Annotated in this window: 29 protein-coding genes; 12 read left to right on the forward strand and 17 right to left on the reverse strand. The window is 50.1% G+C overall.

Annotation, left to right across the window (positions count from 1 at the left end):
• The first annotated feature begins 65 nt into the window (after nt 1–65).
• Nucleotides 66–224, forward strand: a complete 159-nt coding sequence (locus tag Q6A92_RS07420) for a Fur-regulated basic protein FbpA (protein WP_274397609.1) — start codon at nt 66–68, stop codon at nt 222–224.
• Between the two features lie 77 nt (nt 225–301).
• On the opposite strand, the gene Q6A92_RS07425 is transcribed toward Q6A92_RS07420, so the two are convergent.
• The 3 genes from Q6A92_RS07425 to Q6A92_RS07435 form a co-directional block, all read right to left on the reverse strand.
• Nucleotides 302–571 (reverse strand): hypothetical protein, encoded by a 270-nt coding sequence (locus Q6A92_RS07425; RefSeq protein WP_274397610.1) that lies wholly within the window; start codon nt 569–571, stop codon nt 302–304.
• A gap of 37 nt (nt 572–608) precedes the next feature.
• Nucleotides 609–1226 (reverse strand): RBBP9/YdeN family alpha/beta hydrolase, encoded by a 618-nt coding sequence (locus Q6A92_RS07430; RefSeq protein WP_274397611.1) that lies wholly within the window; start codon nt 1224–1226, stop codon nt 609–611.
• Between the two features lie 110 nt (nt 1227–1336).
• Nucleotides 1337–1936 (reverse strand): phosphatidylglycerophosphatase A family protein, encoded by a 600-nt coding sequence (locus tag Q6A92_RS07435; RefSeq protein WP_274397612.1) that lies wholly within the window; start codon nt 1934–1936, stop codon nt 1337–1339.
• 170 nt (nt 1937–2106) lie between these two features.
• Between Q6A92_RS07435 and Q6A92_RS07440 the strand changes: the two genes are divergently transcribed.
• Together Q6A92_RS07440 and Q6A92_RS07445 are read left to right on the forward strand one after the other, a co-directional pair.
• Nucleotides 2107–2841: an alpha/beta hydrolase gene (locus Q6A92_RS07440; RefSeq protein ID WP_332237519.1), complete on the forward strand. Its 735-nt coding sequence runs from the start codon at nt 2107–2109 to the stop codon at nt 2839–2841.
• Nucleotides 2842–3066: 225 nt separating this feature from the next.
• Nucleotides 3067–3753: a DUF421 domain-containing protein gene (locus tag Q6A92_RS07445; protein WP_274397614.1), complete on the forward strand. Its 687-nt coding sequence runs from the start codon at nt 3067–3069 to the stop codon at nt 3751–3753.
• Nucleotides 3754–3815: 62 nt separating this feature from the next.
• On the opposite strand, the gene Q6A92_RS07450 is transcribed toward Q6A92_RS07445, so the two are convergent.
• The 3 genes from Q6A92_RS07450 to Q6A92_RS07460 form a co-directional block, all read right to left on the reverse strand.
• Complete coding sequence (locus Q6A92_RS07450; protein ID WP_274397615.1) at nt 3816–4055, reverse strand: hypothetical protein; 240 nt, start codon at nt 4053–4055, stop codon at nt 3816–3818.
• A gap of 63 nt (nt 4056–4118) precedes the next feature.
• A complete protein-coding gene (locus tag Q6A92_RS07455; protein ID WP_332237521.1) occupies nt 4119–5111 on the reverse strand; it encodes a hypothetical protein in 993 nt (330 codons plus the stop codon).
• 254 nt (nt 5112–5365) lie between these two features.
• On the reverse strand, nt 5366–6118 hold the full coding sequence (locus Q6A92_RS07460; RefSeq protein ID WP_332237522.1) for a hypothetical protein: 753 nt from the start codon (nt 6116–6118) through the stop codon (nt 5366–5368).
• A gap of 257 nt (nt 6119–6375) precedes the next feature.
• On the opposite strand from Q6A92_RS07460, the gene Q6A92_RS07465 reads away from it, so the two are divergent.
• The gene (locus Q6A92_RS07465; RefSeq protein ID WP_332237523.1) at nt 6376–6522 is read left to right on the forward strand and encodes a hypothetical protein; all 147 of its coding nucleotides are present in this window, start codon (nt 6376–6378) and stop codon (nt 6520–6522) included.
• A gap of 551 nt (nt 6523–7073) precedes the next feature.
• On the opposite strand, the gene fabI is transcribed toward Q6A92_RS07465, so the two are convergent.
• Entirely contained in the window at nt 7074–7850 is a 777-nt protein-coding gene (gene fabI / locus Q6A92_RS07470; RefSeq protein WP_332237524.1) for an enoyl-ACP reductase FabI, read from the reverse strand.
• Between the two features lie 372 nt (nt 7851–8222).
• Between fabI and Q6A92_RS07475 the strand changes: the two genes are divergently transcribed.
• Complete coding sequence (locus tag Q6A92_RS07475; protein ID WP_274397621.1) at nt 8223–9386, forward strand: FtsW/RodA/SpoVE family cell cycle protein; 1164 nt, start codon at nt 8223–8225, stop codon at nt 9384–9386.
• A 233-nt stretch (nt 9387–9619) separates the two neighbouring features.
• Here the strand turns inward: Q6A92_RS07475 and Q6A92_RS07480 are convergent, their stop codons facing one another.
• The 3 genes from Q6A92_RS07480 to Q6A92_RS07490 all read right to left on the reverse strand — a co-directional run bounded on the left by Q6A92_RS07480 (nt 9620) and on the right by Q6A92_RS07490 (nt 12170).
• Nucleotides 9620–10543, reverse strand: a complete 924-nt coding sequence (locus Q6A92_RS07480; protein ID WP_443029702.1) for an RluA family pseudouridine synthase — start codon at nt 10541–10543, stop codon at nt 9620–9622.
• Nucleotides 10544–10632: 89 nt separating this feature from the next.
• Nucleotides 10633–11478 (reverse strand): NAD kinase, encoded by an 846-nt coding sequence (locus Q6A92_RS07485; RefSeq protein ID WP_332237526.1) that lies wholly within the window; start codon nt 11476–11478, stop codon nt 10633–10635.
• A gap of 68 nt (nt 11479–11546) precedes the next feature.
• A complete protein-coding gene (locus Q6A92_RS07490; protein ID WP_274397624.1) occupies nt 11547–12170 on the reverse strand; it encodes a GTP pyrophosphokinase in 624 nt (207 codons plus the stop codon).
• A 188-nt stretch (nt 12171–12358) separates the two neighbouring features.
• Here Q6A92_RS07490 and Q6A92_RS07495 point away from each other — a divergent pair, with 188 nt between their 5' ends.
• Together Q6A92_RS07495 and Q6A92_RS07500 are read left to right on the forward strand one after the other, a co-directional pair.
• Nucleotides 12359–12949: a CYTH domain-containing protein gene (locus tag Q6A92_RS07495; RefSeq protein ID WP_274397625.1), complete on the forward strand. Its 591-nt coding sequence runs from the start codon at nt 12359–12361 to the stop codon at nt 12947–12949.
• A complete protein-coding gene (locus Q6A92_RS07500) occupies nt 12949–13707 on the forward strand; it encodes a lytic transglycosylase domain-containing protein (RefSeq protein WP_332237527.1) in 759 nt (252 codons plus the stop codon). The genes Q6A92_RS07495 and Q6A92_RS07500 overlap by 1 nt, the downstream gene beginning before the upstream one ends.
• 197 nt (nt 13708–13904) lie before the next feature.
• On the opposite strand, the gene Q6A92_RS07505 is transcribed toward Q6A92_RS07500, so the two are convergent.
• Together Q6A92_RS07505 and Q6A92_RS07510 are read right to left on the reverse strand one after the other, a co-directional pair.
• Nucleotides 13905–15599 carry a M3 family oligoendopeptidase gene (locus Q6A92_RS07505; protein WP_332237528.1) on the reverse strand — a complete coding sequence of 565 codons (1695 nt, stop codon included), beginning with the start codon at nt 15597–15599 and terminating at the stop codon, nt 13905–13907.
• Between the two features lie 184 nt (nt 15600–15783).
• Nucleotides 15784–17031 (reverse strand): MFS transporter, encoded by a 1248-nt coding sequence (locus Q6A92_RS07510; protein WP_274397628.1) that lies wholly within the window; start codon nt 17029–17031, stop codon nt 15784–15786.
• 202 nt (nt 17032–17233) lie between these two features.
• Between Q6A92_RS07510 and Q6A92_RS07515 the strand changes: the two genes are divergently transcribed.
• The gene (locus Q6A92_RS07515) at nt 17234–18118 is read left to right on the forward strand and encodes a LysR family transcriptional regulator (RefSeq protein WP_332237529.1); all 885 of its coding nucleotides are present in this window, start codon (nt 17234–17236) and stop codon (nt 18116–18118) included.
• A gap of 36 nt (nt 18119–18154) precedes the next feature.
• Here Q6A92_RS07515 and Q6A92_RS07520 read toward each other — a convergent pair whose 3' ends face one another.
• Nucleotides 18155–19168: a YitT family protein gene (locus tag Q6A92_RS07520; RefSeq protein ID WP_332237531.1), complete on the reverse strand. Its 1014-nt coding sequence runs from the start codon at nt 19166–19168 to the stop codon at nt 18155–18157.
• Nucleotides 19169–19588: 420 nt separating this feature from the next.
• Between Q6A92_RS07520 and Q6A92_RS07525 the strand changes: the two genes are divergently transcribed.
• Genes Q6A92_RS07525 through Q6A92_RS07535 form a run of 3 tightly spaced genes read left to right on the forward strand, consistent with a single transcriptional unit; the run spans nt 19589 to nt 21108 of the window.
• Entirely contained in the window at nt 19589–20014 is a 426-nt protein-coding gene (locus Q6A92_RS07525) for a globin domain-containing protein (protein ID WP_332237532.1), read from the forward strand.
• On the forward strand, nt 19998–20894 hold the full coding sequence (locus Q6A92_RS07530; RefSeq protein WP_274397632.1) for a DsbA family protein: 897 nt from the start codon (nt 19998–20000) through the stop codon (nt 20892–20894). Before Q6A92_RS07525 ends, Q6A92_RS07530 begins: the two co-directional genes overlap by 17 nt.
• Before the next feature lie 46 nt (nt 20895–20940).
• On the forward strand, nt 20941–21108 hold the full coding sequence (locus Q6A92_RS07535) for a hypothetical protein (RefSeq protein WP_274397633.1): 168 nt from the start codon (nt 20941–20943) through the stop codon (nt 21106–21108).
• A gap of 60 nt (nt 21109–21168) precedes the next feature.
• Here Q6A92_RS07535 and pepF read toward each other — a convergent pair whose 3' ends face one another.
• The 3 genes from pepF to mecA form a co-directional block, all read right to left on the reverse strand.
• Nucleotides 21169–22983 (reverse strand): oligoendopeptidase F, encoded by a 1815-nt coding sequence (gene pepF / locus Q6A92_RS07540; RefSeq protein WP_274397634.1) that lies wholly within the window; start codon nt 22981–22983, stop codon nt 21169–21171.
• Nucleotides 22984–23081: 98 nt separating this feature from the next.
• Nucleotides 23082–24299, reverse strand: a complete 1218-nt coding sequence (locus Q6A92_RS07545) for a competence protein CoiA (protein WP_274397635.1) — start codon at nt 24297–24299, stop codon at nt 23082–23084.
• Between the two features lie 241 nt (nt 24300–24540).
• Nucleotides 24541–25260: an adaptor protein MecA gene (mecA, locus tag Q6A92_RS07550; RefSeq protein ID WP_332237533.1), complete on the reverse strand. Its 720-nt coding sequence runs from the start codon at nt 25258–25260 to the stop codon at nt 24541–24543.
• A gap of 339 nt (nt 25261–25599) precedes the next feature.
• Between mecA and Q6A92_RS07555 the strand changes: the two genes are divergently transcribed.
• Nucleotides 25600–26283, forward strand: coding sequence for a TerC family protein (locus Q6A92_RS07555; protein WP_332237534.1), 684 nt, complete (start codon nt 25600–25602; stop codon nt 26281–26283).
• 234 nt (nt 26284–26517) lie between these two features.
• Here Q6A92_RS07555 and spxA read toward each other — a convergent pair whose 3' ends face one another.
• A complete protein-coding gene (spxA, locus tag Q6A92_RS07560) occupies nt 26518–26913 on the reverse strand; it encodes a transcriptional regulator SpxA (RefSeq protein ID WP_274397638.1) in 396 nt (131 codons plus the stop codon).
• Nucleotides 26914–26968: the final 55 nt, after the last annotated feature.

Consider the following 26968-nt stretch of genomic DNA (forward strand, 5'->3'; position numbering starts at 1 on the left):
GGGCCACTTCCGCGTCCTGCCGTCCCCGAACCGGTCAAGAGGAATTTAAGAGGAGAGATCATGCGATGCCAAATCATTTTCAGAATGCACTTGAGCAGAAAAAAGATGATCTAATCGTAAAATTACTGGACAGAGGCATATATAAAACCAAAAATCATCAGCTGTATGAATTATCTTTAAGTGAACTGGAACGTGCCTACCGGCAGCTGTCCAAGACAAATTAACCCATTAAGCAGACAGAAAAGACGTCTCATCGATCGATTTTACGATGAGGCGCTTTGTTTCATATCATGAGCACGGATTATTTTTCAAAAAGACTCAGCTGCTTTTCCCCTCCGTTCAGCTTTGCATAGGCGGCCGTCATTTTCTCATAGAGATCCCCGAAAAAGCGCCGGGGAATGTGTTCCAGAAAACCGCCCCCGCCGAAAAACTCAACGTAATCCTGATCCGTCAGTTCTTCAAAAGAATTCAGTACACCCAGTTTCGGATGAAAAACGCCGTCAAAATACCCCGCATAGGCATCCATAGGCGCTACGGGCGTTTGATAGGCAAAAATATAAAGTCTGCTCATTTAACCGGTCCTCCTCCTGAAGCAGCCGTCCGTTCATTCAGATGCCCGTCCTTCCCGCCGGCGTTTCCTGCACCGCTATCCGGGCCGGACCGTCCGGAAAGGGCAGCGAACCGTCAAGGCAGGCATCCATGATCCATGGCCACGGTCCGTATCCGGATTTAACGTTGATGTGCCCCATACCGGGAAACGTCAGGCAGGGAACCCCGTACTTATAATACTGGGAAACAGTGCTCTGCGGAAAAAAGGGATCAGTTGAAGAGGTCACAATAAGCGTTCTGTCCGCGGCTTCCGCCAGAGATGCCGTATTGTCGGGAAGCGGGAAAAAATCCTCAATAGCTTTTTCGTTCAGGAACTGCGAGGGAGGGCAGACAAGAATGGCTTTCCTCACTTTTCTTCTGAGAGGCTGTGCCGCATAGTGAAACCAGAGGACGCACCCGAGACTGTGTGCGATAACAACCGTTTTTTCATTTTCGGGGACGGACGCCATGATATTATTCAGCCGGGCGAGCCAGACCGCTTTCCGGGGACAGTCCCAGTCGGGAAACTGGGGAAAACAGACACGCTCCCCCCTTGCCTTCAATTCGTGAAACAGCCATTCCTGCCAGTGGCCGCCCCGACTTCCGCCCAGACCGTGCAGGATCAGGAAATTCGTCATCACCAGCACCTCATTTTTTAAAATTTCAGCAAGTCTGTTTACAATAAATTTAAAATTATTATAACATAAAAAAAACGGATCCCGATATTCCGGATCACGTTTTTTTATTTCTATTTTCCCCGCGGAAGGCGCCGCTCCTCTTGATCCCGGACGCGATGAGCCAGCCTGCTCGACGCATCGGCGGCAATGCTGCAGACAATATCATCCAGGAATGTGTTCACTTTTCCTTTCTTTGCCTGATCAAGCCGCCCGATAATTTTCGGCTTGACTTTATCCAGATAACCGAACGTTGTTGCTGCGATACTGCCGAAACTGGAAACGGCTCCCAGCGCAATCGTTTCATCGACGCCGAACAGGCCTTCATCCTGATCGATCAGAGACTGCAGGGGCTCGGACAGCATTTTTTTCTCGGCCAGCTTATCGAGTTCGGCACCGACAAGAACGGCATGCTGAAGTTCGCGTTTGGCAAGGGCCCCTTTCACATTTTCTATGCAGGCTTCCATCGTCAGCCCCGCCATAAACGGCGTCTGCAGATCAAAAACAATTTCGGCTATATCCTCAACAGTTACACCGCGTTCCTTCAGCGTATTTTCCGCTGCTTCAGCCACAGCGCGGGAGGTAACCCGCTTTTTATCGCCCGAATAGAAGGTGGCATCTTTCGGCAATCCGGGAGCATACGTCAGGCTTTTCGTAAATTCTTGTTTGTTCATAAAAAAAGATTTCTCCTTTCGTTACGTGTCGCTCATATTATTATTCTTCGAATGCGGTCCGGTTTTTTATTCCTTCGCATCGCATCAAAATGATCAAAACAACGCGCGGCTCCCCGTTGTCCATTTTATGCTAATATGGAAGAAAAAATGAATGTTGGAGGGGTAAAAAGATGAAGCTTCAGGGAAAAATGTCGGACATAGCGGTCGAAAGCAAGTTATTGATGCAAACACTCCCCGTAATCAGCTATCTCCCTCCGGACTACGATCCGGATCGCAGATATCCTTTACTTATTGCACAGGACGGGCGCGACTATCTGCAGATCGGCCGGCTTTTCAGCACGGCGGATGACTGGATCGGCAAGAACATCATCCGGGCGATCATTGTCATCGCCATTCCTTATGAAAATCTGGAATCACGGCGGCAATTATACCATCCCGACGGCCCGAAGAACCGCTCCTATCTACGTGCGCTTTCCGAAGAAATCGTGCCGCAGATCGCCGGGCGGATTTCGATCGACCCCGATCCCGAGAGCCGCACATTGATCGGCGACTCGCTCGGCGGAACAGTCTCGCTGGCGGCGGCACTGGAACGGCCCGATCTGTTCCGCGGCGTCATCATGCAATCTCCCTACGTCAATGAGCGGATCATTGAACAAATCGGATCCACAGAAGCCATCCGCGCTTTGTCTATTTACCACTCCATCGGCAGAGAAGAAACGGCTGTCAAAACCACGCGGGGAACGGTGGAGGATTTTCTTCTCCCGAACCGGATGCTTCATCGTGCCCTGAGCCGGTCCGGGCCGAACCACTATACCTTTCATGAACTGGACGGCGGCCATACATGGCGTTCATGGAAGCCTGATGTCCGCAGCGCTCTGCTTGAAAGGTTTTATGCCGATGCGTAATTGCATCGCTATCATAGCGCAAAAGCCTCTCATGAATCAAGAAAGAGAATCGATCATTGCAAAGAAACTCTGTCCATAATCAATGACTGCCCTTTCCGACAGCAGCGCTGCCACGCAAGGACGCCGCTCTGAATAAAAAAAATGACGCGGTTCATCCTAAATTCGACGATTGAAAACCGCGCAGCCGATCCTTGCGGCATGCCTGAAAAAGAAGGGAACAGGAAAATGGAATCGTTTTTATCGATCATTGTCGAGCTGACGGTCGGTTTATTCGGCTTGCTGCTGCTCACAAAAGTGATGGGAAGGGCATCGATGTCCGAAGCCACGCCCTTCGATTTTATCGCCATGATCGTTGTCGGCGATTTTGTAAGCGATGCAATTTACGATCCGAAAGCCAACATTTTTAAAGTACTGTTTGCGATCCTGTTCTGGGGCATTCTGATTTTTCTGATCGATTTTATTACTTTGAAATTCGATCGCTCACGCGGCTTTTTTGAGAGCCGGCCGGAAATTGTGATCAGCGAAGGGATTGTTGACCGGAATGTCCTGAAAAAGAATAAAGTGGACATGAATCACCTTCAGATGCTGCTTCGCGACCGGAGTATTTTTTCATTTCGTGAAATTGAATATGCCGTTCTTGAGCCGAACGGAAAGATATCCGTCATCAGGAAGCCGGAATTCGAGACGACGATAAGAGCCGATTTTCATCTTCACGGCCGCGCGGTATCTCTGCCCTCCACCTTGATCAGCGACGGCGTCATCATTCAAAGGAATCTTAAAAAAGCGGGAAAAACCGAACAGTGGCTGCGCGATGAATTAAAAAACAGAGGAATAGAGGACCCGAAACGAGTGATGATTGCCGAATGGCGGCAGGAAGACGGGCTTTTTGTCCAGACCGTGCACCCATCCTGAAAGGCCCAAAGAAAGAGGACGCAGCCAAAGTCTCCGGCCCGCCCTTTATTTAATCTTTGCAATTATTCTTCCGTTTCGTGCTTTTCTTCCTTGGGCTCCTCGGTTTCTTCTGCCGTTCTTGGAAGCGGGAATCCCCAGAAATCGCGGGCGACCCGGCCTCTTTCATTGTCAGGGCCCTGAAAACCGGGCCTTCCGAAAAACGGCCGGTTTTCCCTTTCCGGCTGGAAAATCACTTCATCCGCTTTGATCACCAATTTATCCACGTGAATGGTCTTTGGTTCCTTCTTCTTATCTTCTGACACTGTTATCTCCTCCTGGGATGGTTTCTCGTGACACTATATGCTGATGCCCTTTAAACCGTGCGGTCAGCCGCCCAAACCGTGATGAAATGAGGCGTTAATCAGAATCTGATTAGCGCTTTTAATCTTATAGGCACCCCCGCTGAAAAAAACGAAACAATCGACGTGAAGTGTCTCAGAATATTGATAATCAAACGGGATCTGGAAGTCGTTAAACGCGATCGTCTCGCCCGGAGCGATCGTAAGATGATCGGACGGGCGGATCCAGATTTCGCCTTCTCTTTCCTCCCCGCCCGTTCCGTCGCCGTCCATAATCAGCCATCTGATCCGGCCTCCCGCATCGTCATCCGTCAGCGGATCCTCTTCCCGATAAACGCGTCCTTTCAGATCAGCGGCGTCTTCCGGCTGAAAAGAAAAGCAGAGCACCGGCGATTCCAGGGAGGCTGTTCCTGTATTTTCAATCAGGACCTGCCCCCGGACGAGACTTTTTCTTTCATCAAGAACCCACGTATAATCCAAAAGTGCGGTCGCCCGATGTTCAAACCGTCCCTCTGCTCTTTCTACGTCCTGCCCCTCCGGTTCCTTCGGCTTCTCCCTTTCGCTTTTCAGCCGCTTTTCAAGGATGGCGAGCCGTCTTTCATACAGGGCAATCCGTTTTTCTTTATCATTAAGCTGCTCTTGAACTTCTGAAAGGAGCTGTTCGTATCCTTTCACCCGATAGCGGTAAGTTTCGATCGACATATCGGAGTCCGACCGTTGATTTTTTTCCAGATCGGCGATCCGTTTTTCCGATTCGTCGTGCTGTTTTTGTGCTTCCTGATGCTTTTGCAGAAGATCGCGGTAATCGTTTTTCAGTGAGGCGAGGCGGCCTTCGGCTTCCTGAAGCGCGCTGCCGGACTGCTTTTCTTTCAGTTTCAGCTCCTTCAGTTCCTGTTGGAGCTGAAGCGCCTCTTCCCTGGTAAAAATGATTTCCTGTTCAAGCCTCAGCGCCTTATCCCGGTAGAATTTCTGTCTGTCGGCCAGCGAAGCCATGCTCAGCGTGTTCCCATGATCAGCCAAAACGGCGCCCCCCTTAAAGTGTCTTCTTCTGAATTCATTATATGAAAGCTGTCTCCTATCATTGCCTGCCCATTTTTTTCCGGCCTGCCGCCGCTTGCGGCCTTTCAGAAGGACACCAGTCGCCGGCCGGCAGCGGAACGCGCCGCTCAAGTAAAAAACATCAAGGCAGGATCATCTTCCGCTCTTGATGCTTTCACTTTGCGTTTTACTCGGGAAGCCCATCCGGGAAAAACGGGGGAGAGCTCCGGCGCGCTTCAGCTTTCGCTTTCTTCTGTCTCATCCTCATCCGTTTTCAGGTATCCCGGATAGATCGCCGGACGCTGTCCCGGGAAAGACGGCGGCGGGCAGTGTTCTTCTTCTTTGGGGGGCTTGATATCATTGCCTCTCGGGTCGCTGTATTTCGCCAGTACTTCCAGCTTGACTTCAGCTTCGACCTGAACGTCAACGCACAGAATGACTTCCAGTTTTACGGTCGGTTTAAAAGGCCCGTTCAAAATAAGCGAACCGCCGGAAACACGCGACCAGATTTTCGAGACCCGGCACAGCAGATCGGTGCCGTCCGGATAGCAGAGAACAAAAGATTCCAGGATACTGACGTTTGTCTGCTGCTGGACGATCGTCTTTCCCTGCCGGTCAAGAACGAGAACGCTGATATCAGAAGTAAACAGGAGATCGACAAGTTCAGCTTCGACAAGTTTTCCTGAAACCGATACCGTCACCTGGCGCTTTTCACCAATTTGTTCACAATAGAATCCTTCGCCTGCGGCTCCTTCCGAATCGCCGCCGAGCGGGAATAAAGGCGGTATTTTCGGCGTCTTTACGGTAATGCGCAGCGGCCTGCGGTGAGGATCCTCGAGCGCTTCTTCAATCTTTTCAAGCTGCTCATCGGTAAAGCGGACTTCGACTTCCTTTTTCAGCGCATCCGTGACCCAATCATAAACTTTGGGAACGCGGATGCACTCGTCCTGCAGCTCACCGATCGGCTTGGAGATCGATTTATTTCCCATAAAATCCTTCCTTTCCTGCCATTATCAGAGCATGGTTAGTTGTTTCCCTACATTGTATGGATCGGACATAGGGATTGGCACATCTCCCGCGCCCATTTTTTTAAACGGCAGCAGCCGGAAACTCGTAAAGGGGACGATCGGCGGATCAGTTTCAGACGTCCCGTACGTCCCGAAGAAAGCAAAAAAAGGAAGGTCCGTGCACCTTTTCGACAAAATCGGAATAAACTGAACGACGCCGGATCGGAAGGAGTCAAATCATGAATAAACAGGATCTTCAGGCGCTCTATCGGCAGATAAAGCAGCGAAAGGCCGGTTCCGAACAAAACAGCGAGGAATCCACGGCCGGGAAAGCCGGGAAATGCGGCACCTGCGGGAAAACAGCCTGGCGGCCGGATCAGGGGTAAATGAATAAAAAATGGGTATCCCCCAGCTCATGTATCCAGTCGGGCCGCGGTACCCGGGTTTTCGATCGTTAGAAGCCGTTTTTCGGCCGGCGCAGGGGATTTATCGGTCGGTGCAGCGAGTTTTTCGGTCGGTGCGCCCAGGTTTTCGACCGTTAGAGGCAGCTTTTCGGTCGATGCTGGATTTATCGACCGGTATAGCAGCTGTTTTCCGGCCGCCCGAGTTATCGACCATGGCCGGAAGTTTATCGGCCGGCACGGAGTGGCCGGAAGCCTATCGGTCGTTAGAAGCCGTTTTTCGGTCGTTACGCCAGATCTTTCGGTCGACGAAGGGAGTTTATCGGTCGTTACGGCCGTTTTATCGGTCATTAGAAGCCGTTTTTCGGTCGTGCGGAAGTTTATCAATCGCGGAAACACTCTCTGTCTTTCAAGAGATTGACGGACTCAGGAAAAGTCGATCATCATCTGAGGGGTACAGCAGGAAAATAAGCTAAAGAGATACTGATAATAAAAAAAATCGGAGCCGTCTCAGAACGGATCCGATCCTTTCTTCATCAAATGCTGATGATGTTGAACCCGGCATCGACATGAATCGTTTCGCCGGTAATATTTCTCGATAGATCGCTGAACAGAAACAGCGCCGTATCGCCGACGTCTTCCAGAGTAATCGAGCGGCGGAGAGGCGCTTTTTCTTCAATGATTTTAAGAGCGCTATTGAAATCAGAAATTCCCTTGGCCGATAAAGTCCGTATCGGTCCAGCAGAAATGGCGTTGACCCGAATATTTTTTTTGCCGAGATCATTGGCCAGGTATTTCACACTGGCGTCGAGGCTCGCTTTCGCGACCCCCATGACATTGTAATTTTTTACGACCCGCTCACCGCCCAGGTAAGTCATCGTCACAACGCTGCCGCCCTCGGTCATAAGGCCCTCGGCCGCTTTCAGCACGGCCGTGAGGGAGTAAGAGCTGACGTTCTGAGCCAGAAGAAAGCCTTCTCTTGTCGTATTCAAATAGTCGCCTTCAAGTTCCTCTTTCCTGGCAAAGGCAATACAGTGCGCAATGCCGTGAATCACACCGGTTTCCTCTTTAATTTTGGAAAAAGTCGCTTCAATTTCCTCGTCGCTGGTAACATCACAGGGGAAAAAGAGGCTGTCCTTTCCGTCGAGCGTGGCGGCCAGTTTTTCCACACTCTCGCGAAAGCGCTCATTGTTATAAGTGAAGATCAGGCGCGCTCCCGCTTTATCAAGAGCCCGGGCTATCCCCCAGGCAATGCTCCGCTTGTTGGCCACACCCATGACCACGTATGTACGTCCCTCAAGAGTTAAATCCATTGTCAGACCTCCTGCAAATTCTTATCGTTCAGCTGCTGTTAATATTATAGCATGAATAGTCGGACGAGTCTCCGTTCTTTCCGGGGATGTGCCGCTCATGCAGCAGATCCGGATTTCCGGCTCGGTTTCAGGTCCGCGCCTGGCCCGCTGCGCCGTGCTGCCGGGCCTAGCCTCATCCGGGTTGCTGCCAGGCCGGGCCGCCACAGCCAGCCTCACTCGGGCCGCAGCCGTCCGCCGGCCTGAGGCCCGCACATGCCATTGCACGGCGGCGCCGAATTCTTTTTCCCCGCAGAGCGCTAATCTATATTATTATATATATAGCGTCCTCTCCTCCTTATTTTTATCGCAATATACGAACAAGAGGTTAACACCATGAACAAAAATCTTCTCTCAAAAGTGGACTATACGCTTGTGCTGATCATTTTCATACTGGCCTGCATCAGCTTTATCTCGATTGCCAATGCTCCGCTCGAATCGGGCGGACGCGCGACGGAACTCGCTTATAAGCAGATCGGCTGGTATGCGTTCAGCGCCGTTGCCGCATTCCTTGTCATGCTGGCGGACTACGATCAATTCAAACAGATGCATTGGATTTTTTATGCTTTGGGGCTGATATTGCTGCTCGGTCTGACGTTTGCACAGCTCGGCGTGCCGGTTCCCCTTGCCAATACGACGAACGGCGCATGGAGCTGGTACAACATTCCCGCTGTCGGCGCCATTCAGCCATCGGAATTTATGAAACTTTTTTTAATCGTGTCTCTCGGTTCAACTATTGACAGGCATCATGAGCTGTACCCGATCAGAGGCCGGTATGAAGACCTGCTCCTGCTCGGAAAGATGGCGCTCGTTTCTTTTCCGCCGCTCCTGCTCGTTTTTATCCAGCCTGATCTGGGGACCGCGCTGGTCATGTTCAGCATTATCCTTTCCATGATTATAGTGAGCGGAATCGGCTGGAAGTGGATTGCCGGCATCGTGGCCGCGATCGGAAGCGGGCTGGCTTTTTTTGTCGTTTGCTGGATCAAGTTCCCGGCCGTTATCGATCTGATTTTAAAGGCGCACCAGAAAGACCGTTTTCTTGCCTGGACCAATCCTTACCAATATCAGAACCAGGAAGGATACCAGCTGATCCAGTCTCTGAATTCGATCGGTTCCGGCGAATTTTTCAATCACAGTTTTAACACATCCATTACTTTGCCGGAAGCTTATAATGACTTCATCTTCGCAATTATCGGCGGCAGTTTCGGATTCATCGGCAGCGTGGTCGTCATTCTGCTTTACTTCATTATGATCTACCAGATGATTCAGACGGCGATCCGGACGCATGATCCGTTCGGAAGCTATATCTGCACAGGCATTGTCGGCATGATCATGTTTCAGGTTTTCGAAAACATCGGCATGACCATCCAGCTCATGCCGGTTACGGGAATCACTCTCCCCTTTCTGAGTTACGGAGGCAGTTCGCTGCTTTCCAGCATGATCGCCGTCGGGCTTGTGCAAAGCGTGCGAATGCGGACACAGACTTATATGTTCACATGAAAAACACCGGGTGCATGATAAAAAAGCACCGGGTGTTTTTTTGATCCTGTACGGCGGAGCGGACCGAGGAATGCGGACTTTTCGATTGCCGCAGCCGAAAAGCATTTTGAGGCGGCCGCGGCGGGCTGGTCAAAAAACCCGGTTGAAAGAACATCGGACCCGGCTCGCGATCTGTTTTCCGAACAGCGGATTTATTTTTGTCCCCTCTTCCGGGCCGACTGCAGCCGGCCCGTTTATATCTTTTCCAGATTAATCGTCCCGCCGGCGAGACGCGCCATATCCTCGGGATACAGTGCGTGCAGATGAAAGGGCCGGCCGGTTAATGGATGGACAAAAACCAGTTCAAAACTGTGGAGTGCCTGTCGGCCGATTTTATCGGCCGGTCCCCCGTACAAATCGTCTCCAAGCAGCGGATGGCCGATCGATGAAAAGTGAACGCGGATCTGATGCGTCCGCCCCGTCTGCAGACGGACGGCAACCAGTGTTCTGTCGGCATAGCGTTTCAGTACTTTGTAGTGCGTGATTGAACGCTTGCCCGACTGCCAGTCGATTGCCCGTTCAATCGCACTTCCGTCTTTACGCCCGATCGGCGCGTCAATTGTCCCTTCGGACTCTTCCAGCACCCCGTCGGCAAACGCCAGATAGCGGCGCTGAATTTCCTTCCGTTTCTGCATCCTGAAGAATCGTTCATGACTGAATCGGTGTTTCGCGACCAGCATCAGCCCCGATGTATTGCGGTCCAGTCTGTTAATAATGTGAACGGTCGACGGCAGATTTTCTTTTTGAAAATGGGCAAGTAGTCCATTGGCCAGTGTCTTCGATGGATATTGGTGTGACGGGATCACAGGTATTCCCGCCGGCTTATCGATCACCAGCAGGCAGTCGTCTTCGTACACGATCTTCAGAGGCATGCTGCTGGCAACCAGAAAATGGCTCGGCGTTTCGGGAGGAAACAGGATCGTCAGCACCTCCCCTTCCTTCAACACATGGCGAACGGTCCGGTCTTCGCCGTCAATCAGCAGATGGCCGCCCTTGTATTTAATGGCGGAAAGTGTCCGGTGCGATATTTTCATTTCTTTTCTTAAAAAGTCCAGCATCGGCACACCGTGATACGATGCATCGATTCTCTTTTCAATGCGATAGCTAGGTTCTTCCATACGATTCTGGGACCGTCGGGCGGTCCGATCCTGATTCACTCGCCTTTCCTTTGTTTTTGCCGGTCATGATCGCGGACGCTTCCCCGGGTTCATCCGATGAATGAATCTCTGACACGGCGCCAGAACGGGAACGGACGGAATCTGGCAAAACGGATTTTTTCTCTTGCGACGACAAATTCAATCTGCCTGACATGATGATGCAGCGTCGATAAATGGTCAATCGTCACATTAAAACGCTCGTCCGTAACCGGCCTGACCTGACAATGATGATGTTTCGGCAGAATAACCGGAGAGCCAAGCGTCCGGTATACACGGTTATTGATCGAAGCAATTTCCGCAAGCTGTATCGATGCAAGCGACGGATGGATAATCGCCCCTGCAAGGCCTTTATTATAAGCAGTCGACCCGGTCGGCGTCGAAAAACAGAGTCCGTCTCCCCTAAAAGTCTCAAATTTCTCCTCCCGGATCAGCACTTCGGCAGCGAGCAGCCCTTCGGCACTCCTGACTGTGCATTCATTCAAGGCAAGATAGCTCGCTTCCTTATTGCCGTCCGTGTAGCTGACCGCGACCTGAAGCAGCGGATATTCCACAATTTTAAAACTGTTTCTGGCAATCGAAATGACCAGCTTTTCGACCTCCGCCGCCGTCCAGTCGGCATAGAAGCCCAGATGGCCGGTATGTACGCCGACGAAGGAGGTGTCGTTCAGCCGGTGGACATACCGGTGAAAAGCCTGCAGCATCGTCCCGTCGCCGCCCACCGAAATCACGATGTCCGGCTCTTTCTCGTCATATCTTAATTGAAAATCGGTCAGATAGTCGCAGATCCGTTTCCTGAGTTCATTTGAAAACGAGTCGTCTCTTGTCTCCACGGCAAATGATTTAAGCCGGCCCGCGGGGATGCCGGCCGCCAGTGTTGTCTCTTCTTTTTCGTCCATTCCTCTCCGAACTCCTTCCGCACGCAGCGTGAATGCCTCATGCCGGGCTTTTGCTCTTTTCTTTATTTCTATTCTTCATCTGTCTTTTTCTGTGAAAAATGCTGCTGAGCTGTCAAAATCTCCTCACGGATCTGCGACATTTCTTCGTCGAGCCGAAAGGCCGCCTCCGCGGCCCTCAGCAGGCGGGTCTTTACATCGGCCGGAATATTGCCCTGATATTTATAGTTCAATGAGTGCTCGATTGTCGCCCAAAAATTCATGGCCAGTGTCCGGACCTGAATCTCCGCAAGAATTTTTTTCTCGCCGGTGATGGTCTGAAGCGGATATTGAACAACGACGTGATAAGAGCGGTAACCGCTCTCCTTTTTTTCTTTGATGTAGTCTTTTTCCTCAACGACATGCATATCCGTTCGGCTGCGAATCATCTCGACCACTTTCATGATATCGTCGACAAACTGGCAGGTTACGCGAAGGCCGGCCAGATCCTGCATCCGAGTGCTCAGCTGGCTCAGCGGAATGCCTCTGCGTCCGGCTTTTTCAAGAATACTTGCTACCGGTTTCACCCGTCCGGTAACGCTTTCAATCGGTGAATCCCGCAGCGCGATCCTGTAAAAATCACGATACCCGCCCAGTTTGACCTTAAGTTCATCAACCGCCTGTCTGTACGGTGCAAGAAAAACGTCCCATTCCATTCCTGATCACTCCAGCTGTAAATTACGCAACAATCATCTTATGTTAAAAGGCAGGCATGCATCCTCCCCGGTCGAAAATTAACTTTAAGAACGGTTGTTTCTTCATCACCATTATGTCATAATTTAAGAGAACTTACGAGTTTATCAAATTGAACGTACGGAACGCAGCCGTCAAGGAGTAATCACGCATGGCTCAGGAATTGGAAATAGAATTTAAAAACATGCTGACTCCGGAAGAGTTCTCATCTCTTTGCCGGAAGTTCAGTTTGGACGCTTCTTCTTTTTTCAAACAGGTCAATGACTATTTCGATACGCCGACCTTTGCACTTCGCGAGAAAAAATCGGCGCTGCGCATCCGGCATATCGACGGCCGGCACGATCTGACCCTGAAACAGCCTCATGAGAGCGCTATTCTGGAGACACATCAGTGGCTCTCTGACGAAGAAAGCCTTAATCTGATTCATTTCGGCGTCATACCGGCCGGAAATGTCGAGCAGGCGATCACCGATATGGATATTAATGTGGATCATCTGATCCATATCGGCGAACTGACGACGTTGCGCACACAGTTTCCTTACAAAAACGGCCAATTATTTATCGATCACAGTTATTATTTTGAGCACAATGATTATGAATTGGAATTTGAGGCAGAAGATCGCCGGACAGGCTGTCTTCTTTTCGAGGAACTGCTGTCGCAATGCTCGATTCCGCGCAGGCCTTCAAAGAACAAAATGATGCGTCTTTATCAGGCACTTCGGGAAAAGGGAGCTGATCTTTGATGGCGATCGATCCAGGCACTTTATCACAGCTTTTGTCCCTGGAGATATCCGGAAATGCCGCTGCACCGGATACTTTTTCGTCTCAGACAGGAAACAATGATTTCTCGGCTATTCTGAATGAACTGATGTTTCTTATGGAAATGCCTGTGACGGGGCAGAGCGGTACGACGGAAGCAGCGGCCTCCTCCGGCAGCAGTGCCGCCGGTACGGCAGACGAGCTGTGGCGGCAGCTCGCTGCTTCCGTTCCTCTTTCCGGCCGCACGGCAGCCGCTGCTGCGGCAAGCCGGACACAGCAGAACGGCACGGTGAATGCAGCGACGCTTGCTGCCGCCGGAACGGAAAACACGGCGAAGGCGGGGTCGCCTTCCTACAGCGGAATCATCGACGCGATGAGCAAAAAATATTCGGTGGACGCACGGCTGATTTCATCCGTAATCGCGGCGGAGTCCGGCGGCAATCCGAATGCAACGAGCGCCGCCGGGGCACAGGGCCTGATGCAGTTAATGCCGGGAACCGCCCGATCTCTCGGTGTTTCCAACGCCTATGATCCTGTTCAGAATGTTGAAGGCGGCACAAAATATTTAAGAAAACTGCTGAATCAGTTCGGCGGGAACACGAGCCTGGCCGTCGCCGCATACAACGCCGGCGCCGGCAATGTATCGAAGTACGGCGGGATTCCCCCTTTCGCCGAAACACAGGCCTATGTCAAACGCGTGCTGAACGGATTTAACTCGGAAAGCCGGCAGGCGTCCGTATGATCCGGCAGACAGGAAAAAGCTGCGCCGGGCTGCACAGACGAAGCTTCCTTTGCAGGTGCGGAACGCATCAATTCTGTCCGGCCGTTTTAATTTTATACTGATCGCACACAAATACAGCCGGTACGGGAAGCTGCAGACACGCTCCCGATACCGGCCGTTTTACTGTATGCCATTGAAAAACCGGTTGACTGAGGACCTTAAAAGGCACGGTCGTCAATCCGCTCCAGCCATGAGGCGGCGGCATCGATCACGGATTCCACACAGCCCTTTTCAAAAGGAGAGACCAGCCCCGCCTCCTTCACGAGCTCTAAAAACGGGCGGCTTCCCCCCAGCTTGCAAAGATGAAGATAATCCTTCCAGGCTCCCTTGTAATCTTTCTGCAGTTTCATCCAGAACTCCAGGGCGCACACCTGCGCCAATGTATAATCAATATAATAGAACGGAGATTCATAAATATGTCCCTGCTTCTGCCAGAAGCCGCCGCGCTCAAGAAAATCAAAACCGTCGTAGTCCCGTTGCGGCAAATATTTTTCCTCTATCTTCTTCCATGCCTGTTTCCTTGCGGCCGGCGTCAGTTCAGGATGTTCATAGACGACATGCTGGAATTCATCGACAGCGACGCCGTAAGGCAGAAATAAGAGTGTACCGCTCAAATGAGAGAATTTACGTTTCTCGGTATCCTCCTGAAAAAACAGATTCATCCACGGCCACGTGAAAAACTCCATACTCATCGAATGGATCTCGGCTCCTTCATAAGTCGGCCAGCAATATTCAGGGCTGGCGAAATGTGTCGAGTAAACCTGAAACGCATGGCCCGCCTCATGAGTCAGAACATCGACATCGCCGGATGTTCCATTGAAGTTAGAAAAAATAAACGGAGACTCATAATCGAAAAGATAGGTACAGTAACCGCCTCCTGCCTTTCCTTTTTTTGCCAGAAGGTCCATCAGATGGCGGTCGATCATGAAATGAAAAAATTCGCCTGTTTCCGGAGACAGTTCTTCATACATCTTCTTTCCGTTCCTAATGATCCATTGCGAATCACCTTTCGGAACGGCATTTCCGGATCTGAAGTTAAACGCTTCATCATAATATTTCAGCGTGCCGACTCCGATTCTCTTCTGCTGGCGTTCATACAGCCGGTTTGCAACCGGAACGACATTTTTACGGATCTGCTCCCGATACGCCGCGACCATCTTTTTATCATATCCGATCCGCGCCATCCGGTAATAGCTGAGATCGGCATAGTTTTCAAATCCGAGTTTGCGGGCAATTTCCGTGCGGATCTTCACTAAATGATCGTAAATGTCATCAAATTCCGCCTCATGTTCGGCAAAATAACCAAAACGGGCCTCTGCGGCAGCCTTCCGCCTCGCCCGATCCGGAACCTCCGTAAACGGGCCGAGCTGAGCGAGCGTGCGCTCTTCACCTTCAAAAGAAATTTTTGCGGCGGCAATCAGTTCCGTGTATTTGGAAGCCCATTTATTCTCCTGCTGCATCAGGGGAATGACTGCCGGAGAGAAGGATTTGAGCTGGGCCTCTGCCAGGGCAAACAGTTGATGCCCCCATTTTTTTTCGAGATCGCCCCTGAACGGGGAATCCAGAAGCAGCCGGTAGTATTGCGTTGTCTTCCCTTCGAAAATCGGCAGAGTCTCATCCATAAAGTCATTTTCCGCCTTATAGAAGGGATCGTCCGTATTGACGGTATGCCTGATTTCGACAAGGTTATACATCGTATCCAGATGCTTGCGCAGTGCGTTGATCTTTTCTGCCGCGCTTTCGGCTTCGGCCGCCGAACCGGCGGTGCCGAACGCAGCGAAAGCCGCCTCGAATGCCTTTTCGCAGGATCCGACATCCGGCCGTTCATATTTGTACTCTTCAAATGTCGTCAACAAAAACACCCTCTTTGTCTATAATCACGTACAGACGGTTTGCATACATCCCATGAGAATGATCCCGGCAGCCGTTATCCTTCGTTCTTCAGACACGTATCCGTCACCTTATCTTATATTATACAAATATTGCACAAAAAATCAGCAGCGAACGTCCGGCCGGACCATTCAAAGTTCCGGGTTTTTAAATATGCTGGCCGACGATTCTATGCTGATGATGGCTGTGGCGGCGGGGGTGATGATTTTTGTCTGTTATCAACCTGCCGACAGCAAAGGAAAGCAGAACGCCGGCCGAACAGATCAATGCAACCATGGAAACAACGCCCGCCCAGCCGAAACGCGCGAGAAAAATTCCCCCGACGGAACCCTCAACACTGGATCCCACATAGTAGAACAACAGATAAAGAGACGCGGACTGTGCCTTTTCGCGGCGGTTTGCGAGAATGCCGACCCAGCTGCTGGCGACGGAATGGCCGCCGAAAAAGCCGAAAGTAAAGACAGCGAGGCCGATGATTTTCACAATCAGCGGCGCACTCATCGTGATCAGAAGGCCGGCCACCATCAGTGACAGACAGAAGGCAACCACTCCCGCCCGGCTCACACGATCGGACAGTCTGCCCATCCAGGCGGAACTGAATGTGCCGACCAGAAAGATGAGGAAGATAAAACCGACAAAAGTCTGGCTCAGATTGTATGGCGGCTGCATCAACGGGATACCTATATAATTATAAGCCGTGACAAAACCGCCCATCAGAATAAAACCGAGGCAATAAATCAGGACAAGTGCAGGCGACTCAATATTCTCAATAAAGCCTGCCGTCGTTCGCTTCAATGAAATTTTATTGGCATCAAAATGCCTTGATCTTGGCAGGAATAGAATAAATAGGGCACACATGACCATATTCAGCAAGCCGAGAAATCCGATAGCCGCGTTCCACGAATAGGCATCGCTGACAGTGCCGACGATCAGGCGTCCGGCCAGTCCGCCGAGGCTGTTGCCGCTGACGTAAATCCCGATGACATAGCCGAGACAGCGCTTATCGAACTCTTCATTGATGTAAGCCATAGCAATGGACGGATATCCGGCCAGCATCGCTCCCTGGATGAAGCGGACGGCGACCAAAAGCGGAAGATAGTGAATAAAACCGACGGCAAAACAAAGGACGGCCGATGAACCGAGCGCGAGCGTCATGATTTTTTTCCGATCGAACATGCCTGAAGTAAAGGATACAAAAAACAGGAAAATAGCGAGAGCGCCGGTAGCCGCCGAAAGCGTCAGGCTCGCTGCCGCAGGAGAAACGTGAAACTGCGCGGCAATGACGGCGATCACCGGCTGTGTGCTGTATAAATCCGCATACATGATGAAGCTTCCCAGAAAAAGGGCAATCAATGTTTTTCTAAAATCCCTGTTCTCTGGTGAAAGATAATCCATGAAATGTCCATCCCTTCCCTTTTGTCGGTATTTCTCATACTATGACAGATTATTAATAATGTCTAATTGATATTGTGCATGCCATCCATGCACAGCGGTCATATTGTGGTATCTTATATAGGGGGGACAGGCCGGTTCATTGCTCAAAAAAAGTTCCCCTGCAAAATCACGTCTGCCCTCATCCATCCAAGGAGTGATTGATATGGAGTGGCAACAAATCGAATATTTCCAGGTAGTCGCCCGGCTTCAGCATATGACCCAGGCGGCTGAAGCTCTGTCCATTTCGCAGCCCGCGCTCAGCAGGTCTATTGCCCGCCTGGAAGAAGAACTCGGCGTCAGCCTTTTCGAAAGGCAGGGGCGGAATATAATCCTCAATCAGTACGGCAAACTTTTTCTGAAGCATGTGAATCGCATTCTGAAGGAGATTGAGGAGACGAAGAGGGAGATCCAGGCGCTCCTTGATCCGGAATACGGCGAAGTTTCGCTCGGCTTTCTCCATACATTAGGGGTGAATATGGTTCCTGATATTTTAAGGACGTTCCAGTGCAACCATCCGCATACAAAGATTAAACTTTATCAAAACAATAACATTTCCCTGCTCAGGCAATTGCAGGTGGGTGAAATCGATCTCTGCCTGGTGCATCATGCCTTCGATTTTCCGCACATTCAATGGGAAAAACTTTGGACTGAAGAGCTGTTCATCATGGTTCCGGCATCGCATCGTCTGGCAAAAAGGAAGTCCATTACCCTGGACGAGATACAGTCCGAACCGCTCATCTCATATAAGCCGGGATTCGAGCTGCGCAAAATAGCCGACAAGCTCTGCAGAAAGGCCAATTTTACCCCGAACATCACATTTGAAGGCGAAGAAGTGACGACGCTTGCCGGCCTCGTTGCCGCCGGCCTCGGCGTCGCACTGCTGCCCGATCAGGAGGAAATCGACAGCAGCAAGGTCGCCAAGCTGCACGTGAGCTGGCCCAGCTGCGAGCGCCAGATCGGGCTGTCCTGGTATGAGGACCGCTACCTTTCTCCGGCCGCCACGCGATTCAAGGATTTTGTCTTCTCCCACTACAAAGTTGCCGAATGAAAAAAGGACGGTGCCCAATCGGGAGCACCGCCTTTTTTATTCACCCTGAAACGGAAAACGGCCGGACAGGCCGCCGTTCTTTGCCTTCGCATGGAACAGCTGCTCAAAGTGATGGTAATCCTTGTCTCCAAGCGCGTGTTTGGCCTTTTCGGAGGTCTCTCCGTGTTTCATCGCCTGAACCGCACGCTGCTGTTCCTCCGTGTGAAAAACGCCGATGATCTTATTCGTTTCCAGAATATCTGTAAAAGAATTCGGATCGACTCTTTTGATCAGCTGTTCCATCTGGTAAAGCTCATAATGGCTGATCACAATCATCACCGAATAGTGCTTTTTCTTCGTAAAGCCCCCATAAGACGGAATGACCGTCGCTCCGCGATCAAACTGATCCTGGATGGCACTGACCAGCTTATCCGCCTGTTCAGTCACCGTAATGACAGTCAGCTTCTGGTATTTGGTATGAATCATGTCAATGACATAGCTGTTGACAAACCTCGATATCAGCGTATAGAGGGCGTACTGCCATTCATACACCGCTCCGGCAACGACAATAATGATCCCGTTAAGAATCAGGAAATATTTGCCCGACGATGCATTGCGGTTCTTTCTTGTCAGATAAATGGCAATGATATCGAGCCCTCCCGTTGAAATCCCGTATTTGAGCGCTATACCGACGCCGACTGCCGAGATGATGCCGCCGAAAATCGCATTCAGCAAGAGATCATGCGACAGCGGATAAACCGGAATAGCGGATAAAAATAAGGAAGTAAACAGCACGGTGACAAAACTGAAAAAGGTGAAGCTTTTTCCGACTCTAAACCATCCAAGCAGAGCAATAGGCAGATTCAATAAGAGAACAAGAGCTCCGATCGACAGGCTCAGATGAAAATAATCACGCAGCACGTCCGTCATCAGCTGAGCGGCACCATTAATTCCCGACGCATAGACTTTAGCCGGAATTAGAAAGAAATTCATGCTCAGCGCACATAGAAAAGCCGAGCAAACGGCAATCAACAACTTCTTCATCAGTTCTCTTAAAACCGTCCGGTGCATAGCTTCCGTCTTCCCTTGTCGTAATGTCAGAATCAATACTTAATATAACCGGCTTCAGGTCCCGTAAACAGCCGATTTTCCTCCATGGGCCTCAAATTATAGCACTTTCCGAATCGGATGCAACCATCTGAGAAAATGTCTTATTTTTTTCATTCATAAGACGAAACAGACTTTTCTACCTTTTGAAGATGTTTCTGAAAAGTCCTGAAGAAGCAGCCGAAAGTATGGATTAGTTGCCCGATGCCGCTTAGTCTTGTTACAATATAGAAAGTTTCAGGGGCTTTCCGCTTTGAAACGAATCCGGTCTGCGGCAATGGCGCATGGACCGTCATAGTAAATAGGATCGACATCTTTCTTCAACACGTTTCCGGATAGATTACAGATAAAATATTAACAAAAGAAAGGTTGAATTTTATCATCATGAATAGGAGTGGGCTGCCATTGTTTGAAGCGATCGGCGGAGAAAAAACCGTGAGCAGTCTCGTTGAAGCCTTTTATCGCCATGTAAAGCTTCATCCGGTCATTTCTTCTCTTTTCCCCGACGACATGAGCGAGACGATTCGGAAACAAAAACAGTTTCTGACGCAGCTGCTGGGGGGGCCTCAGCTGTACTCAGCGGAACACGGCCATCCGATGCTGCGCAGGCGCCACCTGCGTTTCAAGATCGGTGCGGAGGAGGCCGATGCCTGGCTTGCCTGCATGAGCAAGGCAATGAATGATATCGGTCTGGAAGCCGGATATCGGGAAATCATCTTCGACAGATTGTCGAAAACGGCACATCATATGATTAATCAGCCTGCATTTCATTATACCGGAGGGGTGATTTCCCATGATCTTTTACGATGATCGATCAACATGTGAAGGAACACCGGGCCACATCATCTGTTCGAGGTATAAGCGTCCCAGAAATTTCCACCGTGTGGAGATTTTAGCCTTTATCGATCCCCTCTGTGCGGAATGCTGGGGTCTCGAGCCGTTAATGAAAAAATTTTTCCTGGAATATCACGATTACTTCACCTTTCGATTTATACTGACGACGAAACATGATACGGAAAATTGCTGCCAGTTTAACCAGGCCAGAAAAATCGCCGAAGAATGGGATAAGTACGCCCATCTGACGGGTATGTGCTGCGACAGCGATGTCTGGTTTGAAAATCCTCCTTCCCCGTATGCTGTCGCCCTTTCCATTAAGGCTGCCGAATTCCAGGGGAAGGCCGCCGGCAATCGTTTTCTCAGACGGATCAGGGAGCAGATTTTTTTTCGAAAAAAGGGAATGAATCAACTTCGCGAACTGCTTGAAGTCGCACGTCTTGCTAAACTGGATATTGACGAATTCAACAGCGACTTTCATTCCTGCCGATCGATTAAATCGCTCCAGTGCGACCGCAGGCTGGCGAACGAGATGGCGATCACAGAACTGCCGTCGCTTGTCTTCTCTACGGCGGACGGCGATTCAGAAGCCGTAAAGGTCAACGGACGCTATGCTTACGATGTTTACGTTCAGATACTGACGGAACTGCTCGGCGACACGCCTGTCGCCAGCCCTCCCCCGTCTTTGAAAGAATATTTCAGGCAGCAGAGTTTTCTCGCCACCAAAGAGGTCTCGGTTGTCTATGATCTGTCGGAAGAAGATGCTCTGAAGGAACTGCGCAAGCTGCAGCTGCAGCAGCTGATTGAACCGATCGTGCTAAGAAGCGGCACTTATTGGAAGTATATTGCGGATTAAGCGCTCATAGGCTTGTAACACATCATTTTTTAAAGGATGGATGGATATGAAGCCGCTGACCGCACTGCTTCTGGCTGTCATGGCCGCTCTTTGTTTTCTTTACTACCTGCTGGGCCTGATGCATCTTCATTCGCTGCTGTTGTCCGGAGGATTTTTATTTCTGATCATTTTTCTGCTGATCAGGGTTCTTACCGTTCACCCGAAAAAAAAATGACGGCTCAAAAAAAGCGAAGCCGGATCGGCCGCTTTTCTCGAGCCTTTTTTATTGCTTTTTTTATTCAAACATCAGCTGTTCCGTTTCATCCAGCACCTGTTCGAACACTTCCATCGCCTGCTGAACCGGTTTCGGTTCGGCCATATCGACGCCTGCCTTCTTCAGGACGTCAATCGGATCGGCCGAACTGCCCGACTTCAGATAGTTTTTGTAGCGATCCACCGCGGGTGCCCCTTCTTCAAGGATCTGCTTTGAAAGAGCGGAGGCCGCGCTGTATCCGGTCGCGTATTGATAAACGTAGTAGTTATAATAAAAATGGGGAATTCTGGCCCATTCAAGACCGATCTGTTTATCGACGACAATCCCGTCGCCGAAGTACTTTTTGTTCAGATCATAATAAAGGCCGGTCAGCAGATCGGCCGTGAGCGCCGCACCGGCACGCGCCTTCTCATGGATGATCTGTTCGAATTCCGCGAACATCGTCTGCCGGAAGACTGTTGCCTTGAAGCCCTCAAGCCGATTATTCAGCAGATATAATTTTTCCTTCCTGTCATCGGTATTTTCAAGCAGATAATGGTTAAGCAGGGCTTCGTTGCATGTCGAAGCCACTTCCGCGACAAAGATCGAATAATCCGAATAAGGATAGGGCTGGCAGGTGCGCGAATAGTAGCTGTGCATCGAGTGCCCGAGTTCATGGGCCAGCGTAAACACACTGTTGACGTTGTCCTGCCAGTTCAGCAGGATATACGGCATCGTGCCGAATGCCCCGCCTGAATAGCCGCCGCTTCTCTTGTTCTGCGTTTCCCTGACATCAATCCAGCGCTTCCTGAAACCTTCGCGGATCACATCCAGATAATCTTCGCCGAGAGGGGCAAGTCCCTTCAAAACAAGATCCTTCGCTTCTTCATAGGTTACTTTGATTTTTGCATTGGCAACAAGCGGCGCGTAAAGATCGTACATATGCAGTTCATCAATTTTCAAGGCTTTCTTGCGGAGAGCTACATAACGATACATTAAAGGAAGATGCTCATGAACGGTTTTGATCAGATTGTCATAAACCGATTCGGGGATCGCATTGCCAAAAAGAGCCGCCTCGCGCGCCGATTTATAGTGCCTCGCCGCCGCGTAAAAATTATCGCGTTTAATCTGGCCGCCGAGTGTCGAAGCCAGTGTATTTTTAAATGAGCCGTAAGTGGCATAAATGCCTTCAAACGTTTCCCTGCGGACCCGCCTGTCTTCGCTTTCCATCAGCTTTCCGTAGCGTCCGTGCGTGATCTCCACGTCATGGCCGTTTTCATCCTTGATCTTCGGAAATCTGAGATCGGCATTATTCAGCATTCCGAACGTAACGGAAGAAGCATCCGTCACGTCACTTGCGGCAGCCAGAAGTGCTTCTTTTTCCGCATCAAGCACGTGCGGCCTTGTTCTCGTAATTTCATCGATGGCATGCCGGTAAAGCTGAAGCTCTTTGTTCTCGTTCAGAAAACCGTTCAGCTTTTCCGGAGCGATGGCCAGTATTTCGGGCACTATGAAAGCCAGCCTGCCGGCAATCGCCGCAGCCAGACTTCCCGCCCGGTCATGGAGCGCCTGATAAGTTGCATCGGCCGTGTCTTCGTCCGACTTCATATGGGCGTATACATAGACTCTGTTCAAAATTTCGGTCAGTTGATCCTCCTTCTGCAGCATCGCATGCAGCGTCTCTGAAGATTCGTGCAGTTTCCCTTTATACGCCTCTACCTCAGGCACAAGATCTTTGACTTTCCGAAAAGCTGCTTCCCATGATTGGATATCGGGAAAAATTGCTTCAAGATCCCATGTTTCTTCTTTTGGAACATCCTCCCTTTTCGGAAGGGCCGCTGTCTGTTCACCGGCCATGACGCCACCTCCATATAGTTGTTCTTCACTGAGGAATAAATAACCAATTTCATCGTACTTCTTTTTACCCGTTTGCGCAAAAAGCAGCCGCTCGGTCTTTATTGATCCGGTTCATGCTCCAGCAGATCGAGCACAAGCCGGTCCTGTTTCAGAAGCTGATCGACGGCCGATTCTCCCGTTCTGCGGGCAGAACGCAGGCGATAGGTGTCTCCCCTTCTGTCCGCTGCTCCCAGTTTAACCAGCTGTCCAAGATAAGTTCTGATCACCTCTGCCCCTGAACGTCTCGGGCAGAGCGGAAGGGGCCTTCTGACAAAAACAGTCTCATTCTCCCCTATTTTCCCGGTTTGCATCAGCATGTCCGCTGTGAACCATCCATCGGCCGGACCATGGGTCATGATGATGTAAATCCACATCTGCCACAGACAGGGCGAAAGGGAAAAATGGATATAGTCGCGATGCGGGAGTCCGACAAAAGAGGGAAAAGATGAATAGTTGATTCTCAATCGATAGGCCTGCATGCGCAGCCAGTATTCCTCGCGCGCGAGATGAGACGGGGGGTTCAGGCGGCGGCGCCTTTTGCAGTCGTTCCAATCCTGTTTGAAAGTTTCAGATGAAAAAGGAAAGGAGGGCATCATTAACTGATAAGGCCTGGCTGCCGAAAGGACTTGATTTATTTCCCGGGCAATATAGACGGTTTTCGAGACGGGATGAAGCTGGGCTGCAAAACAGATTCTTTTTTCTGCGGGATAATAGTAGCAAACATAATATGGAGAGAAGAAGGGATGGCAGGAGGGCGATCGTTTTGAAAATTGGATTGTCTGAGACTCAAAACCCGACAGTCTGGCAAGAAATCGGCTTTTCTTCTGGCGCGCGCCTCCCAATATCCAGATTGGGCGGATACCGAGGCTTGTGTATCCGTCTGTTCGCTCGCGGAATTTCTCTTCTGAAAGGGTACTGCATTGATATTCCAGAGCAATCGGCCGAATACCCGGCAAATAAATATCGGGCCTCTGGCGAATCTCCGGGAGGTAACGCTCCAGTTCGGGCATGCGGCCGTTTACTTTCGTCCATTGGAATAAATCTTCTTTTCCGCTTAGATGAATCGGCGATTCGGGTTCTGTTTCCACGATGCAGGGATCTTTCGGATGGTGGGAAAAGTGCCACTTTTTCTTATTTCCAAGCCGCAGCCGAACCGGCGAACGGCAGACCGGACAATAGAACCGTTCCCTGCTTCTCAGCCGGTTCAGCTGATCCCGGGTAAATTTTGTGGAAACAAGAGATATCCGGCGTCCGTCATCCAAAGTTGCAATGAGCATTCCATCACGACCTTCGCCTTTAATAGTCAACGATAACCAAATTCGACAAATAAATTTTTTCTCCTGCCTGTCAGATCGCTTTATCACAATGACGGAGATCGCGCATCGGCGCCTTCAGGCAGAGAAAAGGCTGTTCCCTTGTCGAAGAAAAGCGACTTAAGGAACAGCCTCTAAAAATACAAACAGGCCGGCCGCCGACAATCCTCTTTATCATCCATTACGAATACCATCCCGGCAGAACTCATGGAATCAAAGGAAAATGGGATTGGATTGTCTCAAGTGCCCGTGCAGCGATCAGTTCTTTGCCGTACTCCTGAAGCATGGAACGAGTCACGTTTGTTTCAGCGCCGAACTCCAGCATGGTACTCAGGTCGTCAGCCCGGCGGTCGTCCGCAAATTCTTCGGGAAACTGCAAACTGAGATAATACTTTTCATTGTAAACGAACAGGGCCGTATCGACGGATGGATCGTTTTCAAAAGCATGACTGAGTGAAATCAGGTCTTCTATATCTTCAAACTCAAGAACAAAAGAACGGTTGGCTCCCCGTTTTTTGTGAACAGTTGTATGATTATATCTTGGCTTTACGTATGCTTCCCCTTTCTCCTGTCTGCCCTCCTCAGGCAGACGGTCTTCAGGATCTGTCCCGCCGCTTTCATTCACCGGTCCGTCCGGCTGCTTTTCCGCAGATACAGGGAACTGAAGATTGGAGCCGTCTTTTGAAATCTGTGCCCGTGTGACAATGATTTCCATGCCCTTTTCAAGTGCCTGAACCTGTATCCAGAGCGGCCCTTCGAGTGAAAAGGATTCCTGACTGTGAGCTTCATCCATCATCTGCCAGAAGAGTTCCTCGCTCCTGTCACGATTGTACCAGATTTCCTCCCGGTCAAATCCGCGGTCTTCAATGTCGATGTAGCTGATATAAAACTTAAGAGTATTCTCATTGATCCGTTCTATTTTCATCGCTATCTCTCCCTTCTTCATCCATGGCATGGGGAGTGACCGTCTATAAAGTAAGACAACTTGTTCTCGTACTTTTATTGTATGACAAATCATTAGCGAATGAAATAAAAAAAACACAGTCTTTCCAATATTCCACACTTGCCCGCATTTCGGATCGATCTCTATCATCCTACTGACTGCTGCGCTTAATTATGCCTATTGTTTCGGGCAGTCAGCAGGATTTTGGTAACAGACTTTTTTGGGGGAAACGACCCGATCGATCCTGCAAATGAAGCAGCGGAATGATTCGGGACAAGTCCGCATAAGCTGAAACGGAACAGACGAAAGGGGTTTTCATGTATGTCCTTTGACCTCGGCATCCTGATCTCCATCCTGAAGATTATTATCATTGACATTATCCTTGGCGGTGATAATGCAGTTGTCATTGCGCTTGCCTGCCGGAAACTTCATGAGAAAAAGAGAAACAAAGCCATTTTTATCGGGACCGGTTTAGCTGTTATACTCCGGATCGGATTAACGGCCATGGTTGTTTCTCTTCTGAATATTCCCTATCTCTTGCTGGCCGGCGGTATTTTTCTGATCTTTATTGCCTTTCGCCTGCTCGTAAACAAGGAAGAAAAACATGATGTCAAGGCAGGAACCTCGCTTTTTTTTGCCGTGCGCACCATCGTCTTTGCGGATGTCGTCATGGGACTGGACAACATGCTGGCAGTCGCCGGAGCGTCCAAGGGACATATCGGTTTTATCGCCGTCGGTCTGCTCTTCTCTGTCCCGATTATTGTCTGGGGCAGTCAGCTGATCCTCATTGCTATGGAGCATCTTCCGTTTCTTATTTATGCAGGAGGAGGCGTTCTTGTCTACACAGCATCGGAAATGATCCTGGACGAACCGATGCTTCAGTCCTTTTTTATGAATTATCAAAAGCTGGCATTTTATTTTCCGCCTCTGTTGATCATTTCCGTGATCGCTTTGGGCTGGCTCGCCAACCTGCTTTCTTCCAGCCGCATGGCTGGAAAATCCTGATTGGCTAGTTTTATAGATTGCCGGACGGCATCTCCCGGCAAACAACATCCTGCGATGAAGATGAAGACGATATTCTTTGCAGCGGCGACAAATTTTGTCAGACAGCATGCTCTTCGGAAAAGGCAATATTCTTCGGCACCGACCTCAGCCGATTCCAGACAGGAAAGAACAGCAGGGCATTCTCCTTTCATGAGAATGCCCTGCTGTTTTTCAATGATTCGCATAGAACGGATCTCAGTTTACCAGCCGCTGAGCCTCCTGCAATTGAAAAGTGCGGACTTTTCTAGGCAGAAAACGACGGATTTCGTCATCATTATAACCCACCTGAAGACGTTTATCGTCCAACATAATCGGTCGGCGAAGCAAGCCGGGATTCTCTCTGATCAATTTAAACAGATCCTGAATCGACATCGTTTCCAATTGTATATTCAATTCCTGAAATGCTTTTGAACGCGTTGAGATAATTTCGTCCGTACCGTCTTCGGTCATACGAAGAATATCTTTTATTTCTTCAATGGACAGTGGTTCTGAGAAGATATTTCGTTCTTTGAAAGGTATGTCATGAGCTTTAAGCCAAGCTTTAGCCTTTCTGCATGACGTACAGCTTGGAGATGTATATAATGTGACCATTTTTCACCCTCCTTTGGATAATAACAACTTCTCATTATCTGTTGCTTTTTTTATT

This window comes from Sporolactobacillus sp. KGMB 08714, assembly GCF_036598985.1.
GTDB lineage: Bacteria > Bacillota > Bacilli > Bacillales > Sporolactobacillaceae > Sporolactobacillus.

Coding starts and splice junctions, on each gene's coding strand:
- Q6A92_RS07420 (WP_274397609.1), top strand. CDS start 66: ATGCCAAATCATTTTCAGAATGCACTTGAGCAGAAAAAAGATGATCTA.
- Q6A92_RS07445 (WP_274397614.1), top strand. CDS start 3,067: ATGGAATCGTTTTTATCGATCATTGTCGAGCTGACGGTCGGTTTATTC.
- Q6A92_RS07535 (WP_274397633.1), top strand. CDS start 20,941: ATGAAGCCGCTGACCGCACTGCTTCTGGCTGTCATGGCCGCTCTTTGT.
- Q6A92_RS07425 (WP_274397610.1), bottom strand. CDS start 571: ATGAGCAGACTTTATATTTTTGCCTATCAAACGCCCGTAGCGCCTATG.
- Q6A92_RS07525 (WP_332237532.1), top strand. CDS start 19,589: ATGAATAGGAGTGGGCTGCCATTGTTTGAAGCGATCGGCGGAGAAAAA.
- Q6A92_RS07465 (WP_332237523.1), top strand. CDS start 6,376: ATGAATAAACAGGATCTTCAGGCGCTCTATCGGCAGATAAAGCAGCGA.
- spxA (WP_274397638.1), bottom strand. CDS start 26,913: ATGGTCACATTATATACATCTCCAAGCTGTACGTCATGCAGAAAGGCT.
- Q6A92_RS07510 (WP_274397628.1), bottom strand. CDS start 17,031: ATGGATTATCTTTCACCAGAGAACAGGGATTTTAGAAAAACATTGATT.
- Q6A92_RS07480 (WP_443029702.1), bottom strand. CDS start 10,543: ATGGAAGAACCTAGCTATCGCATTGAAAAGAGAATCGATGCATCGTAT.
- Q6A92_RS07440 (WP_332237519.1), top strand. CDS start 2,107: ATGAAGCTTCAGGGAAAAATGTCGGACATAGCGGTCGAAAGCAAGTTA.
- Q6A92_RS07500 (WP_332237527.1), top strand. CDS start 12,949: ATGGCGATCGATCCAGGCACTTTATCACAGCTTTTGTCCCTGGAGATA.
- Q6A92_RS07520 (WP_332237531.1), bottom strand. CDS start 19,168: ATGCACCGGACGGTTTTAAGAGAACTGATGAAGAAGTTGTTGATTGCC.
- Q6A92_RS07490 (WP_274397624.1), bottom strand. CDS start 12,170: ATGGAATGGGACGTTTTTCTTGCACCGTACAGACAGGCGGTTGATGAA.
- Q6A92_RS07515 (WP_332237529.1), top strand. CDS start 17,234: ATGGAGTGGCAACAAATCGAATATTTCCAGGTAGTCGCCCGGCTTCAG.
- Q6A92_RS07430 (WP_274397611.1), bottom strand. CDS start 1,226: ATGACGAATTTCCTGATCCTGCACGGTCTGGGCGGAAGTCGGGGCGGC.
- Q6A92_RS07485 (WP_332237526.1), bottom strand. CDS start 11,478: ATGGACGAAAAAGAAGAGACAACACTGGCGGCCGGCATCCCCGCGGGC.
- Q6A92_RS07530 (WP_274397632.1), top strand. CDS start 19,998: ATGATCTTTTACGATGATCGATCAACATGTGAAGGAACACCGGGCCAC.
- Q6A92_RS07475 (WP_274397621.1), top strand. CDS start 8,223: ATGAACAAAAATCTTCTCTCAAAAGTGGACTATACGCTTGTGCTGATC.
- Q6A92_RS07435 (WP_274397612.1), bottom strand. CDS start 1,936: ATGAACAAACAAGAATTTACGAAAAGCCTGACGTATGCTCCCGGATTG.
- fabI (WP_332237524.1), bottom strand. CDS start 7,850: ATGGATTTAACTCTTGAGGGACGTACATACGTGGTCATGGGTGTGGCC.
- Q6A92_RS07545 (WP_274397635.1), bottom strand. CDS start 24,299: ATGCTCATTGCAACTTTGGATGACGGACGCCGGATATCTCTTGTTTCC.
- pepF (WP_274397634.1), bottom strand. CDS start 22,983: ATGGCCGGTGAACAGACAGCGGCCCTTCCGAAAAGGGAGGATGTTCCA.
- Q6A92_RS07495 (WP_274397625.1), top strand. CDS start 12,359: ATGGCTCAGGAATTGGAAATAGAATTTAAAAACATGCTGACTCCGGAA.
- Q6A92_RS07555 (WP_332237534.1), top strand. CDS start 25,600: ATGTCCTTTGACCTCGGCATCCTGATCTCCATCCTGAAGATTATTATC.
- Q6A92_RS07460 (WP_332237522.1), bottom strand. CDS start 6,118: ATGGGAAATAAATCGATCTCCAAGCCGATCGGTGAGCTGCAGGACGAG.
- mecA (WP_332237533.1), bottom strand. CDS start 25,260: ATGAAAATAGAACGGATCAATGAGAATACTCTTAAGTTTTATATCAGC.